This is a genomic window from Streptomyces poonensis (genome assembly GCF_014650915.1).
Lineage (GTDB): Bacteria > Actinomycetota > Actinomycetes > Streptomycetales > Streptomycetaceae > Streptomyces > Streptomyces poonensis.
Window position 1 is genome coordinate 382,222 of the sequence record NZ_BMVW01000001.1, and the last position, 12,573, is coordinate 394,794.

Sequence of the window (12,573 nt, forward strand, 5' to 3'; positions counted from 1 at the left end):
GTAGATGGCTACAGCGTCATGTGCGACAGCCGAGACTCTGGGGAGCAGGGGCGCTTCTCGTAGCGTGCGGCGGACTCGAGCACCCCTCGTTGGTCGCAGTCGGGATCGGTCTCGTCGCCCTGGGGCATGTCGTGAGGCCGGCGCCGTAACCGCCTGAAGCCGACGGACCCATGCCAGTCGCGTGCCAGACAGTGTGGGGAGCCACGGAGAACACCGGGTAGCAGCCCGACGAGCGACCAGACGCTGGCACCGCATCCGCCCAGGTCAGTCGAGGTTCAGCCGTAGATCACCTCAGCTTCCCAAGCCGATGTCCTGCGACAGCCTTGCTCACGTCGACCTGACCTGATCACCTGCACCTATGGCAACAGACCCCAGCGAGTACGAGAAGGCCATGCCGGCCGTGGCCGCCAGCCTTGCCGCGTTTGAGCGAGCAGTCGATCAGACCCGCGCTTCTCACTCCGGACAGCCACACGCCGAAGTCCGCCAGGTGCTGGTCGACGCGCTGGAACGCGAAGGCGCTCAGCACGTCATCCCCCAGGCCGTCGAGGAGATGGCGCGGCGGATATCCGAGGCCCCGGCCAGTTCGCTCCCTGACATCCACACCTGACATCAACGCCGGTAGACAGCCGCAGTCCAGTACGAACCACGTTGGTCTGACCTCCCGAGCGTGAAGGGGCGGTTAGGCCAGCTTGATCGAACTCCTAAAGCGGGTGGCGCAGGTTCATATCCTGCCGAAAGGCGATATGGGCGATATCTACCGTGAGCCCTCTTTTAGTTCCTCCGTGCTATCCAACGCACCGAAATGCAACCCCCAGTTGATCCTCAACACCATGACGAGGGACACTATCTGGCGGATGCGTGTTCCCGGCCGAGCGGCACCCGCTTCGGCATCCTCCCGTGCAAGTCACCTGAGGCCATTTACCCGCAGGTTACTAGGCAGTTGACCTCAGAATTTCGTGGTAGCGTCCTTGTTCGGAGGGACAGTGCAAACTGAAAGGGAAATCGTGAACACGGAGAAGATTACCGCTCGCCGCCTCTCGATGGAAGAGGTGACGAAGCTCGGCGTGAAGGACAGGCTCTTCGTTTCCGCCGACACGGCAGAACTCAAGCTTCCCGAATGCTATGTCCCTGCTTTTCTGACCGAGTCCGGTGAGAATTTCGAGGGAGGCTCGATCACGGCGAGAACCATATTCCAGGAAGAGGTTTCCTGCCTTCCCGACGACGAGAATGAAGCCGGAATCTACTTGGCCGACGAGAACGGCTCGGCGACCATCGAGGTCCTCCAGTCCGCCGGTGTCGTACTGGACCTGGCGCTTTTCGTCCCTGGTGGGGACAAGGGGGCCCTCACGGCCCTTTACGCTGCGGCCCGGCAGGCGTTCGGCGCCGACCTCGTGCAGATCTGGCGCCAGGGTCTCAAGGAGGTTCCGGACGTGAAGGTCGACATCTTCGAGGAGCAGATTCCCCGGGGGCGCAAGGCGAGCGACAGCCCCAAGCGTGACCGTCGCGCGATCGATACCTACCCCACCCGTGCGGACTTCATCGAGTTCTCCGCGGGGTGGAAGCCGGTCGTTGAGATCCACAGGCCGATTGTTGACGACACCCCCACCATCTGAGGCGGCGTTACCTGTGGGGAACGGCGGGGAACTACGGTTGAAGCGACCGAGCCCGACGAAGCCAAATCCCAGCCGTCCGCCCAGGTCAGTGCCCGAGCCAGTAGCGCGTGATCGCAGCTTCCCGCGCTGAGGGCCTCCAAAGGGAAGCAAGCGGTGATTCTCACCGAGCGTGCTGGCCTGCCGTTTCGTCCGGGCTGCGGCGCTGGGGCGCCGGTCCCGGCCGAAGCGGCAGGCCGACAGCCGAGTAGGTGCCGCATGCAGTAGAAGGCCCCGTACGTCGACCGCCGGGGGGACGGTGACGTACGGGGCCGGTTCGGCCGGTAGCGGGAGCACGCCCGAACCGCAGCCAACCGAAGCTATCGGTGGCCTGATCAAGCAGCCGTCGATTGACCGACGGCTCTCGGCTCCGCCTCCGGTTCCTCCGCAGACATCGACAGCTCCGCAGCGAGGCCCGAGACGATCAGTTCGGCCAGCAGCAGGGCCGCTTCCGGGCGGACGGTGCCGAGGCGTACCAAGCCGTCGCCCGAGACGTTCACGTCGGCCGTGAGGCCGGGGAAGTCTGGCTCCAGTCCCAAGGTGGTCAGTTGCGCGGCCAAGGCACCGGCACTCCGCCGGGCCTGTGCCCAGCCCCGGACATAGGGCACGCCGGGCATCAGGTTCTCGGCGCGTCTGGCGACGACTCCCCGCCGGTCGGTCATGGCGTCATTCCTTTCGTGTGCGGTGATCGGCGGCTCCGCCACCCTCTTGGAGTCGCTGCGTGCCCGAGGCCAGTGCCAGCCGCAGCAGCTCCGCCAGGCGCTCCGCGGTGGCCGGCGAGACGCGTCCCAGCTCCACCAGGCCGTGCCCGAAGGCGTTCAGATCGGCTCGCAGATACGGGAAGTCCTTCTCCAGGCCGGCACTGAGGAGAGCGTCCCGCAGGGCGGTCGTGGCGTTGCGCGCGGCGTACCAGTCGTCGCTTTCCAGGGGTGACCAGGTGGCAGCGCCGTGCCGGTGGATGGCGTCATCCCGCATCAGTCAGAGTCCTCCGGAGCCGGGAAGCACCAGGGCGTCGTGGGGCGAGGTGTGGCCGCGTTGGCTGCCGTATCTCGGAGGCCGTCCAGTCCCGGTGTTCGCTGCGGTTGTGCCGGCGGCATTCGGCACTGTCGCCTGCAGCGTCTACGGCGTGCTGTTCGTCTGGACGACCCTGCACGCTCACATGGACATCACGCCGTGGGGCGACTGGCTCATGACCGCCTGCTGTCTGCCTGTGGCAGCCTGGGGACCGCTGCTCGGCGCGGTGACCGTGCACGACTACAGGCGCCGCACGCGCGGGTGAGGGTCGCACGGCACTTGCACAGAATCCGCGTACGGAGCCAGAAGCCTCCGGACCTGAGTCCGGGGCCATCGTGCCGCGTGTGGGCGTGCCGCAGGTGTGTCGGGATCAGGTTTCGCCCAGGTGCCGGTTCTTCTGGTCGTCGTCCTCGCCGAGGAGCTTGGCGGTCCGGCGATTGGCAATGTCCTGGCGGCCGTGTCCCAGCCGGCGTCCTTCGCAGCACCGCCGAGGATATGAAGCGCACAGCAGAGCTACTCAACTTGATTGGGTGATGTCGGGTAGCGTCGGCCCGGTCACCTGCGCCGGTGGCCGCCGCCCCATATGGGCCGGCCCTCGGTGTGCATGCTGTGACCGGCTGAGAGGCTGTCGTCCGACTGAACGGCGATGGGCGGGGCCGATAGGCCACGGGCCGGGCCGGACGATCAAGGAGACCAGCGATGGATGTCAAGGAAAGCTTGCGCCGCTACGGGCTTCGCCCCGTCGGCGCGGATCTCGACGAGGTCCGCGCACTCCTCAGAGAGCACACGGCGCGTGAGCGACGCGCCCAGGGCGAGGGCGACACCGAGCTGATGAGGCTCTGCTGCTTCCAGCTGTTCAACAGCGGCGACGTCGACGACGTGCTCCTGGTCTGGAGTGCGAAGCAAGCCAGCTTCGACACAGCGTGCTCGATCGACATCGAATTCCTGCTTGGGCACGGGCTCGACGCGACGAAGACCCACCTCTCGGCCAACCGTGCACCTGCTGCGGCGGCGGCGCTGGATCGACTGCGCGAGCTCGAGGCGGCCGGTGAATTCGAGAGCTTCTCAGTGGAGGAGCGCTCCGCCTCCTACGACCGGTACTACGGCGACTGACGATTCTGCAGCGCAGCGCCGCTCAGTCGTCCGTGATGAGGCCGGTGCCCGCAAGGCAGCTGTCGACGAAGTCCGGGCGGTACTGGATCTGCTTGAGCCTGCGCTTCACGGCCCTGGTGATCTGGCCCAGGTCGGCTGCGGCGAGGTTGCCTATGTCGCGCTTGACCAGCGACCAGATGCCCTCCTGCGGGTTCAGGTCCGGCGTGTAGGTGGGCAGCTGGAACACGGTGAGCCACGCGGCGTTCGCGGCGATGAACTCCCGCATCCCAGCGGTCAGGTGGAGGCGGACGTTGTCCCAGACCAGCACGATCGGTCCACCGAGCTGGATGCGGGCACGCGCCAAGAGGTCGCGGAAGTCCCGCCAGCCGAAGCCCTTCGGCTCGCCCTTGCGCCCTCGGTACTCGCGGATGGCGTAGATCAGCCGGGACCGCTCGCCCGGCTTGTAGCAGGTCATACCCGCCATCGACACCCGTCCGGAGCCCCGGCCGCGAACCCGGACGACCGGGGTCTGGCCGATCCGCCCCCAGGTTCTAGAGCGCGGCGGCGTCATCGACTGGCCGGCCTCATCCTCGAAGACGATCCAGCCGTTGCACGCCGCCGCACAGCTCTTACCCGCGGCCGAACCTCCGTCTTCCACAGCTCAACCGCCGCATCGTCGCGCTCGATCGCCCGGCGGGTGGGCTGCTGCCACGACCAGCCGTGCCGCTTCAGCAGCCGTCACGTGCCCTCCACCGTGTACGAAACGTGGAACAGTCGACCGATCAGCATCTTGACCCGCGCCAGCGTCCACCGCTGATCGGCCCAGCCGTGGACGAGCGGTCCACGCTCCAACTGCCGCTCCAGTCTTGCAATCTGCGTCGGGTTGAGCCGGGGGCGTCCCGGAGATCCCTTCGACAGGATCCCGGTCTCGCCTCGCTCGCGCCAGGCCCGCCGCCACCGCTCCACCGACCGCTCGCTCACCCGCAGCGCGGCAGCAATCTCCCGGTTCTTCACCTCGCCCTCGAAGCGTTCCACGGCCTGCAGCCGGATCCGCTCCCGCGCGGCCCTCTCGGCGTCGGTCAGCCCGCCGCCCTGCGCGTACCTCACAGCCCCACAGCTACCGCAGCCGACAGGCCGGCGTCAGGCAAAGATCCCCGACATCACCCAATCAAGTTCAGTAGCAGGATCAACCTATGCTTGCAACGCGCACAGGGAATCACCAACACCTACATACACCACACCGTCGGCCACAGTCGGAGCCGACAAGGAGTCGGACGGGAATTCCCAACGGCGCGCTCCAGTGCGGGAGTCCATGGCATACAGAATAACGCTGCTGACATCATCACCGAGCAGACCGTCCTTGTTCGGGAAATCTCCCATCGCGACGTACACGACACCGTTGGCCGCGGTCGGTGTCCCGACCATGTCGTGGCGTGTGCGGACCTGCCAACGCTGCTTGCCGGTGCGGGCGTCCACCGCGTACAGGTTGCCCAACTCATTGCCGATGCAGGCGATACCGTCAGCCACCGCCGGGTGGTCCACCCACTCGCCGGTGGGGAATATCCACTTCTGCTGACCTGTGCGAGCGTCCAAACAATACAAGTCCATGCCATCTGAACCGCCCGCCAGGTAGACAGAACCGTTGGACAGAACCGGCTGTGAAGCTTGCACGCCCACGCGAGCAGACCATCGGGATTCTCCGGTTCGGGCGTCGATGGCATACAAGTCCACTTCATCACTTAGCCCACCGCACGCATACACCAGGCCCTCGGCCACAGGTGGACGGAACACGAATTCGTAGTCGCCGTAACCGGTATCGTAATTCCATAGTTCCGTGCCGGTACTGGCATCGGACGCGTAGAGAAGACCGGACTTGCTGCTGAAGTAGACGATGCCGCCGACAACGGTCGGCGACGAATCCACCTCATCATCGGCCAGGAACTCCCATCTCTGGCTTCCGTCACCCGCATCCAGCGCGTATACATTCTTGTCGTAGCTGCCGATATATACAACCCCATGGGCCACGGCAGGGGAAGAATGATTCATGCCGACGCGGAGAGGGGACTTCCATTTCTGTCGCCCGGTTCGGGCATCCACTGCGTACAGGAATTGATCCTGGCTGCTGAAGTACGCGATTCCGTCATCCACGGTGGGAGATGACTTGACTGAACCACCTGTTTCAAATTCCCATAGCCTTTTGCCGAGCGTGCGCTGGGACTCCCCATCAGTGCCGGTACCACTGTCAGGCCAAAGACTGTAGCCCGCCCCAGCGCAGCCGGCTACCGCACCCGTGAGCGTGAGAATTGCCTGCCGACGCGAGATTTTTGATGAACTGCCCGCAACCGGCCGATGTGACGTGCTCCTGCCGCAGGACGCTTCAGGCTGCTCCCGTGCTGATCCCGCCCTGTCAGCCACGGGCGCGGGCGCGGGCGCCAGCACAAGATCCTGGGGCTCGACGTCTGTGATGACTCGAAGTTGTTGCGGATTCCCCTTCTTATCGTACGCGCGATGCAGCTCGCCGATACGGTCCTGGACCGCCTTGCGGAAACCTCCAAGGTCGAGAAAAACCGTGGCGGGCAGCGAAAACATCGCGCACCGCTCGCGAGAAGAGGCTGAACGAATCGCCACGATCAGTACCGCATTCCGCACCAGGCTTGACCCGGTCTTCGGGGCGCACGAACAGGGCCAGCTGGCCTGGCGAGCACGCATAGACGTAGGCGACCTTCTTACGAAGGACGCGGTCGACTTTCCTCGTGGCCCATCCCCTGACGTTGGTGAGCGCCATCGAGTCTTGTTCGGTGCCCTCGCGGCAGGCATCGATACAGATGACAACGCGCTCTGCGAGCGTCTCTTCCAGCTCCTTTTTCCAGTCAATGGCAACGCAGCATGACACGAACGGATCGATCTCAACATGTGCGTCTTCGGGCACGAGGTAGTCCTGCCCGGCCGCGTGCAGGCCATGACCGCTGAGAAGGACGAACAATGTGTCACCGCGCCCAGCTCGCCTGAGGAATCCACGGACCTCGCCGTTGATGAAATTGGCCCCGAGCTGTCTGTCGCTCCTCGCGAGGCCCACCTGGAAGCCACAGTGCCGGAGTACCGAAGTCAGGCGACTCATGTCTGCGCCCACGAAGGGAAGGGGAGGAATGCTGGGGCTCTCATAATCGCTGGCCCCGACCAGCAGCGCCGCGTATCGGCTCATGTCGCGCTATGACTTGAAGACCAACGTAACCGCGCGCGTGCCCTGTATCTGGGTGGTGCCGATAAGCTGGACTCCTCCGCCAGCAGTGACTTGGAACGAGAGTTGCGCTTCCTTGAGCGAGAGTACGCCATCGCGGGCGGCCACTTCCGAGAACACCTCCTGCAAGGCATCGACGACCTCGGCGAGATTTTTACGCAGCGGACCCAAGGGGACATCACGCAGAGCTACATCTCCCCTGCGGGAGAAGAGGCCCATGGAATCGTCATCATGCTCCTCCTCGATCGATACCAAGACCGGCAGCGTTCGCTGATCGATCGTGGTATTGCGCCATTCCATGGATCTCCTTCATCACCGCGCCTACGACCGGGCTGGGAACAACTTCTACCGATCCTAGACCAGCAATAGATCACCCTGGGGAAATACCGGAAAGTAACTGGGATTAACGCAAGACAAAAGGTTTCAGCTGTTCATGCAGTGATATATTTAAGGCGATATAGCCAGCAAGAGACGCATCATCGCCTTGGTCCGGCTTTGCGAGCAACCATCCGTAGATCACCTCAGCTGCCCAAGCTCAGGGCGCCATGCCGTCTTCGCTGACGCGCAGATCTCCTCGCATGCGCACCCGAAGTGCGGCGAGGGCATCGTCATAGGTTCGACGCCCCTCTAGGTACACGGGATCAGTAACCAAGATTCCCTCCATCACCCGATCACGAAGATCGCGCAAACGTCGGAAAGCGTCTTCCGATGCCTCTACGACGCGGCTGGGCGCGCTGATGGTCATCTGGTACCTCAGTCCGATGCACGGCCCGAATGCTTCGCGGGCCGTAGTACGGCGTGTCGAGGGTTCCATATCGGGGTCCCGAGCCACATTGCCGCAAGTGTGACGGGCTTCGGACAGGCTGGCCAAGTAGTTCCCGTACAGGGTGCGCCGCGCCTGCGTCTCGCGATCCGAACGTTCTCGCCTCCACCGCTGACGATCCAGAAGGATGGCGGATCCTGTGGCGATCACCGCGCCAACCATGGTGCTGATCAAAGTGATCCACTGCATGGAACGACCGTAGCCACTGCCATGTCAACGCACGGTTCAGCCCCGAATGATCGCGGCTTCCCAAGCTGCGGGCCTCCAACACGAAGCAAGCGGTCATGCTCACCGAGCGCGCTGGCCTGCTGCTCGCCCGGGCTGCGGCGCATAGTGCTCGGAGAGGACGGCCTCTTCTCCACTACGGACGCCATGTACATGAAGCAGTCCGCAGCGAGGAAGGTGCCGCCGCAGCCCCAGTCCCCCAGAGTCTTGGACGGGCTGGCCCGAACCCTTCATTCGCGCGCGCTCACGGACGGCCGTCCCGGCGTCGCACACAAGTTGACTTACGTCTTCGGCAACGCACAGTGCGCCGGGTGCGACGCGGTCTTCAGCGTCGAGGAAGCCATCACCACTCGATGGGGCTGATGAGACCGTGCCCCCTCGAAAGGTCTGGCCCTTCTGCCCGCTACGCGAAGTGCCTCGACGGGCGGACGACAAGAGGTCACCAACCGGCGTGTCGAGGGCCTGCTGCGCACGTACAAGTGACACACGGCCTCGGAACGGAGCCCCCGGCCGAGCTTGGGAGTGGCGAGGCCGCCGCGGGCTTCTCCGGGGGCACTCTGCCCCGCCCCCTACCGCAGCGTGCTGTGGCGCTCTGTTGGCTGGCCTCCTGGAGTGGTGTTCATGTGTCGGGTGGGCCGGACGCGGGGCGGGGAGTCTCCAGGCGGAGGACGAGTGCACGCAGGGCCCGGAGCTCGGCGTCCAGTGCCTGTGCGCCTTCGGGGGTGAGAGCGATCCACGTCCGAGGGCGGCGGCCGGCGTAGCCCTTCTCCACTGTGATCAGCTTCGACTCCTCCAGCACCTTGAGGTGTCGGGAGAGGTTCCCGTCGGTGACGGCCAGTTGCTTCTTCAGGAAGCTGAACTCGACTCGATCGGCTTCTCGGGCAATGGTGAGAATGCCGAGCCGTACACGCTGATGGACTGTGTCGTCCAGCGACTGGGTGGGATGGGGTTCTTCCTGGTCATCCCGCGCGGCGGTCGAGTTCTCGACGCTCATGGGGCAACCGTACCCGCAGCATCAGCGGCGTCGGCCGCGGCTCGATGACGGGCCACCGCCCACTCAGCCAGGCCGGCCAGGAGCAGGATGGCGGCGAGCAGGAGTGCCTTGGCCTGCGGTCCGTCGGTCCAGCCGGGGTGTGCGGGGTGCTGCCAGGGGAGCCACCCGCTGCCCCAGGAGGCCCCGAGGTAGCCAGTGAGCAGCAGGGCATGGGAGGTGCCGGCGGCTGCGGCGATCCAATGGCGTTCGGCCACTCCGAGGGCCAGGAGTCCGATGCCGACCAGGTACCACGGGGAGGCGTAGCTGTTCTCCAGCAGCACAACCTCCCACGGCTGGTTCCTGCCGAACAGCAGGGCGACCAGGGCTGCGGTGATCACTGCGGTGGCTATGGCGGTCGTACGGACCCACACGCGGCGGCGGGGGACGATACCTCGGGCCTCGCCACGCAGGCGGTACCAGCGGGCGAAAACGAACCATGCCAGGGGGAGGAGCGCGAACCACACGCCCCAGGCCACGAAGCGCAGGACGGCGCCGTCGAACTCTCCCTCCAGACACGGGGTTCCTGGCTCATGGACGACACACAGGCCGATCAACTCGGCGTAGGCGAAGGCCGGATAGGACGGGACGTGGCGGCCGTGAGCTCCGAAGTTGAAGGCGTACTGGGCGATCGGAACGGCTGCCGCCGCAAGGAGGCCGAAGCCGAGAAGGGCGATCCGCGAGCCGTTCAGCTGCGCACGAGTCCTGGCCCGCAGGCCTTCCATCGCCGTCAACAGGCTTGCCACCTGCGCCCGCGGTTCGGAGCCCGGACTGCTCAGTGATGGTGTCCCCACATGTCCCCCTGCGGTCGCGCTTCGGCAGCGCTGGTCAACGGGTCGCCGGCTGGCTGCCCACCCACTTACTTTGCGATGCAAAGTACATGGCGGTCAAGAGTATGTGGTTGTGCCACCTTGCACTGAAGCGTGTTGCGGAGGCCGGAGCCGAGACCGCGACGGAGTTGGTGTTAGGAGATCGTCCGGAGCCGGCCGTGGGGTCGGTGGCGGAGGTCCTCGATGGCCTGGGCCGTCCTCTCGTCCGCGGGGAGGAACACGACCAGTTGTTGCGCGTCCGAGGAGAGGTCGAGTGTCTCGCGGAGCAGTCGGAGTTCCGGTCCGGAGGGGTGGTTGAGCCGGAGGGGGCCACGGTGCGGGACCACGTGGCGGTTCAGGCGATGAGTGAATTCGGGGCCGGCGACGGGGGCGAGTTCCGCGGTGAGCCACTCGGAGTTCTCGACGGACGGTGCCAGCCACAGGTCGAATGCCTGCTCGTCCGCTACGTCGTCCCAGTCGGCGAAGAACGTACGGGCGCGGGCGTCGGTGAAGACGTAGCGGGTGAGGTTCGGGGTGCCGGTGTCGAGCAGGCCTGTGCCTCTCGTCAGCGACTCGTACGTGGTGGTGTGGGCGAGGATGTCTCCCAGCCGGTTGGTCACCATGGCCATGCCGTCCGGTTCGAGGAGGCGGAGTGTCTGCAGGACCGACGGGCGCACGTCTCGGCGTGGTGGCGCGGGGTGGGTGTGTGCGGAACATTCGCCGCCGGTGATCTTCGCTAGGTAGCGCAGGTGGTTGCGCTCCGTGGTGTCGAGGCTGAGCGCGTCGGCCAGGGCGTTCACCACCGCTATGGAGGGGTTGCGGTCGCGGCCCTGCTCGATGCGGGTCAGGTACTCGACGCTGATGCCGGCTCGCGCGGCGAGATCCACCCGTCGTAGACCCGGTGACCGGCGGCGGCCATGGTCCGGTAACCCCAGCGATGCCGGCTGGATGCTGTCGCGCTTCGTCCGGATGAAGTCCCCCAATGGCGTACCCATGCTTCGAGCTTATGGGGCTGTTCGCTGGTGGTGCAGTGCTCAGCGTGGCCCTGTGGGGGCCAGCCTGAGCACGGTCTGGTTGCGGTCGTGGTGCGGGCTGATCGTGGTGGGCATGGAGAACACACACAAGCTCGTGATCATCGTCGGGAGTGTTCGGGACGGGCGGTTCGGGCCGGTCGTGGCCTCGTGGGTCGCCGAGCAGGTCCGCGCTCATGGTGGGTTCGACGTGGACATCGTCGATCTGGCCGAGATCGACATTCCGCTGTCACTGCCTGCGGCATCGCCTAAGTACGCCGGTGACGATTACCCCCGTCCGGCCGGAATGGCGGCACTGACGTCAGCGCTGGCGGGCGCCGACGCGTTCATCGTGGTGACGCCCGAGTACAACCACAGCTACCCGGCATCGTTGAAGGCCGCCATCGACTGGCACTTCACCCAGTGGACGGCCAAGCCCGTCGCCTTCGTCAGCTACGGCGGCGCGGCAGGTGGTCGGCATGCGGTGCTGCACCTGGAGAACGTGCTGACCGAGCTGCACGCGGTGACCATCCGGGATGGACTGGCCTTTTCGAACTACTTCCACGCGTGGCAGGACGGCCGTCCGCTCGACCCTGACGCCCCCGGGTACGCCAAGACCCTGCTGGACCAGTTGGCCTGGTGGGCGGGCGCACTGCGATCGGCGCGCGAGGCCGCTCCCTATCCGGCATGAGGACGGCGACAGGCTGACGAACGGCGGGCGGGGGTCAGGATCACCGGCTCCCGCTCCCGCTCGTGACTCAGTTCTGGGCGAACTCGGACCGTCCGACAGGTGCCGCTACCTTCAGGCACGCACCGTACTCGTTGCCGCTGAGTGTCAGCCTCAGATCCACATGGACACGAACAGGCGGCAACCGGCCACTCTCCCTCGCATCACTCACGGTGGTGCATCGGCACGAAGCCCATAACGGGCCACTGCGCGACGGGGTCGCCCAAGGTACTCATCAGATGATCACCAGGGACCTGCCTTGATCATGCAGTACGTCACGCGTCCGGCCGCGGCTCTGACCACCTCGGGAGCCCTCGTCCTCGCTGCGCCGACGGGTGCGCACGCCGGCGCGATCGGGTCGACTCCCGTGCGCACCTTGGAGTACAGCGTGGGCGGTGTGACGATGAAGGTGCCGACAGGCTGCATGTTCACGCACATCGTTCGGGGAAGCGGCAGGACGATCACATACCAGAACGCCGGTGTCGACTGCGCCTTCGTCGGGGCGCTCAGTAGTGGTTTCTGCGACCGGCGTATCGACATCACCTGCGCCGACACCAACAACCGGGCCCACCGCAGGTCCCGTGGCAGGACCCACAGTGAGTGCGAGATCGACCCCATGCGGAACAACGCTCCGGCCTTCTTCGCCTTCTTTCCCGGCCTGCCGCACGTCATCGACTGGGGGGGCAGTGCTCGTCTCCCTGCTCGTGGGCGGGCTTACCCGATGGGTCTGCCGGGCCTGGCTGACGAGGGCGGCCGGGAAGGCGAGCTGACGCGTATGATCCGCTGCCCTCTCAGGCGCTGCACCCCCGTCTGATCAGGCGATCGCCTTCCCATGGTTGGATGTCTCGTTGTTCTGCGCATGCCACCGACGGTGTGCTGCCAGGGACATCAACGTCATGCCTGGGCGGCTTCGCCGGTGGTCCTGCCTTCTCGTTCCACGTCGCCGCTGTCGGGCC

The 12,573-nt window shown here is 65.7% G+C and carries 15 protein-coding genes and 1 pseudogene; 6 read left to right on the top strand and 10 right to left on the bottom strand.

The window, feature by feature from the left end; genetic code table 11:
* Positions 1–358 precede the first annotated feature (358 nt).
* Positions 359–607 (top strand): hypothetical protein, encoded by a 249-nt coding sequence (locus tag IE242_RS01655; protein ID WP_189854537.1) that lies wholly within the window; start codon positions 359–361, stop codon positions 605–607.
* 397 nt (positions 608–1,004) lie between these two features.
* Positions 1,005–1,613: a hypothetical protein gene (locus IE242_RS01660; RefSeq protein WP_189854538.1), complete on the top strand. Its 609-nt coding sequence runs from the start codon at positions 1,005–1,007 to the stop codon at positions 1,611–1,613.
* Between the two features lie 371 nt (positions 1,614–1,984).
* Here the strand turns inward: IE242_RS01660 and IE242_RS01665 are convergent, their stop codons facing one another.
* Entirely contained in the window at positions 1,985–2,311 is a 327-nt protein-coding gene (locus IE242_RS01665) for a Maf family protein (RefSeq protein WP_189854540.1), read from the bottom strand.
* A 4-nt stretch (positions 2,312–2,315) separates the two neighbouring features.
* Entirely contained in the window at positions 2,316–2,624 is a 309-nt protein-coding gene (locus IE242_RS01670; protein ID WP_189854542.1) for a hypothetical protein, read from the bottom strand.
* 109 nt (positions 2,625–2,733) lie between these two features.
* Here IE242_RS01670 and IE242_RS01675 point away from each other — a divergent pair, with 109 nt between their 5' ends.
* Positions 2,734–2,928: a hypothetical protein gene (locus tag IE242_RS01675; protein ID WP_229857984.1), complete on the top strand. Its 195-nt coding sequence runs from the start codon at positions 2,734–2,736 to the stop codon at positions 2,926–2,928.
* A gap of 434 nt (positions 2,929–3,362) precedes the next feature.
* Positions 3,363–3,776: a hypothetical protein gene (locus tag IE242_RS01680; RefSeq protein ID WP_189854544.1), complete on the top strand. Its 414-nt coding sequence runs from the start codon at positions 3,363–3,365 to the stop codon at positions 3,774–3,776.
* 22 nt (positions 3,777–3,798) lie between these two features.
* Here the strand turns inward: IE242_RS01680 and IE242_RS39430 are convergent.
* The 8 genes and pseudogenes from IE242_RS39430 to IE242_RS01725 form a co-directional block, all read right to left on the bottom strand.
* A pseudogene (locus IE242_RS39430) lies at positions 3,799–4,862 on the bottom strand (IS630 family transposase).
* 84 nt (positions 4,863–4,946) lie between these two features.
* Complete coding sequence (locus IE242_RS01695; protein ID WP_189854548.1) at positions 4,947–6,344, bottom strand: outer membrane protein assembly factor BamB family protein; 1,398 nt, start codon at positions 6,342–6,344, stop codon at positions 4,947–4,949.
* On the bottom strand, positions 6,250–6,957 hold the full coding sequence (locus IE242_RS01700) for a caspase family protein (protein ID WP_189854550.1): 708 nt from the start codon (positions 6,955–6,957) through the stop codon (positions 6,250–6,252). The genes IE242_RS01695 and IE242_RS01700 overlap by 95 nt, the downstream gene beginning before the upstream one ends.
* 6 nt (positions 6,958–6,963) lie before the next feature.
* Positions 6,964–7,293, bottom strand: coding sequence for a Pepco domain-containing protein (locus IE242_RS01705; RefSeq protein ID WP_189854552.1), 330 nt, complete (start codon positions 7,291–7,293; stop codon positions 6,964–6,966).
* A gap of 235 nt (positions 7,294–7,528) precedes the next feature.
* Entirely contained in the window at positions 7,529–8,005 is a 477-nt protein-coding gene (locus IE242_RS01710) for a cyclin family protein (RefSeq protein WP_189854554.1), read from the bottom strand.
* Between the two features lie 655 nt (positions 8,006–8,660).
* On the bottom strand, positions 8,661–9,035 hold the full coding sequence (locus IE242_RS01715; protein ID WP_189854556.1) for a winged helix-turn-helix domain-containing protein: 375 nt from the start codon (positions 9,033–9,035) through the stop codon (positions 8,661–8,663).
* Complete coding sequence (locus IE242_RS01720) at positions 9,032–9,796, bottom strand: hypothetical protein (RefSeq protein ID WP_229858300.1); 765 nt, start codon at positions 9,794–9,796, stop codon at positions 9,032–9,034. Before IE242_RS01720 ends, IE242_RS01715 begins: the two co-directional genes overlap by 4 nt.
* 239 nt (positions 9,797–10,035) lie before the next feature.
* Entirely contained in the window at positions 10,036–10,875 is an 840-nt protein-coding gene (locus IE242_RS01725) for a helix-turn-helix domain-containing protein (RefSeq protein WP_189854558.1), read from the bottom strand.
* 112 nt (positions 10,876–10,987) lie between these two features.
* Between IE242_RS01725 and IE242_RS01730 the strand changes: the two genes are divergently transcribed.
* Together IE242_RS01730 and IE242_RS37320 are read left to right on the top strand one after the other, a co-directional pair.
* Positions 10,988–11,581: an NADPH-dependent FMN reductase gene (locus tag IE242_RS01730; protein ID WP_189854560.1), complete on the top strand. Its 594-nt coding sequence runs from the start codon at positions 10,988–10,990 to the stop codon at positions 11,579–11,581.
* 433 nt (positions 11,582–12,014) lie between these two features.
* Positions 12,015–12,431: a hypothetical protein gene (locus tag IE242_RS37320; protein ID WP_229857991.1), complete on the top strand. Its 417-nt coding sequence runs from the start codon at positions 12,015–12,017 to the stop codon at positions 12,429–12,431.
* Positions 12,432–12,573 lie beyond the last annotated feature (142 nt).

What these genes read in the sequence shown, in the direction of transcription:
- IE242_RS01655 (WP_189854537.1), top strand. Translation starts at nt 359, where the DNA reads ATGGCAACAGACCCCAGCGAGTACGAGAAGGCCATGCCGGCCGTGGCC.
- IE242_RS01665 (WP_189854540.1), bottom strand. Translation starts at nt 2,311, where the DNA reads ATGACCGACCGGCGGGGAGTCGTCGCCAGACGCGCCGAGAACCTGATG.
- IE242_RS01670 (WP_189854542.1), bottom strand. Translation starts at nt 2,624, where the DNA reads ATGCGGGATGACGCCATCCACCGGCACGGCGCTGCCACCTGGTCACCC.
- IE242_RS01680 (WP_189854544.1), top strand. Translation starts at nt 3,363, where the DNA reads ATGGATGTCAAGGAAAGCTTGCGCCGCTACGGGCTTCGCCCCGTCGGC.
- IE242_RS01695 (WP_189854548.1), bottom strand. Translation starts at nt 6,344, where the DNA reads ATGTTTTCGCTGCCCGCCACGGTTTTTCTCGACCTTGGAGGTTTCCGC.
- IE242_RS01700 (WP_189854550.1), bottom strand. Translation starts at nt 6,957, where the DNA reads ATGAGCCGATACGCGGCGCTGCTGGTCGGGGCCAGCGATTATGAGAGC.
- IE242_RS01705 (WP_189854552.1), bottom strand. Translation starts at nt 7,293, where the DNA reads ATGGAATGGCGCAATACCACGATCGATCAGCGAACGCTGCCGGTCTTG.
- IE242_RS01710 (WP_189854554.1), bottom strand. Translation starts at nt 8,005, where the DNA reads ATGCAGTGGATCACTTTGATCAGCACCATGGTTGGCGCGGTGATCGCC.
- IE242_RS01715 (WP_189854556.1), bottom strand. Translation starts at nt 9,035, where the DNA reads ATGAGCGTCGAGAACTCGACCGCCGCGCGGGATGACCAGGAAGAACCC.
- IE242_RS01720 (WP_229858300.1), bottom strand. Translation starts at nt 9,796, where the DNA reads ATGGAAGGCCTGCGGGCCAGGACTCGTGCGCAGCTGAACGGCTCGCGG.
- IE242_RS01725 (WP_189854558.1), bottom strand. Translation starts at nt 10,875, where the DNA reads ATGGGTACGCCATTGGGGGACTTCATCCGGACGAAGCGCGACAGCATC.
- IE242_RS01730 (WP_189854560.1), top strand. Translation starts at nt 10,988, where the DNA reads ATGGAGAACACACACAAGCTCGTGATCATCGTCGGGAGTGTTCGGGAC.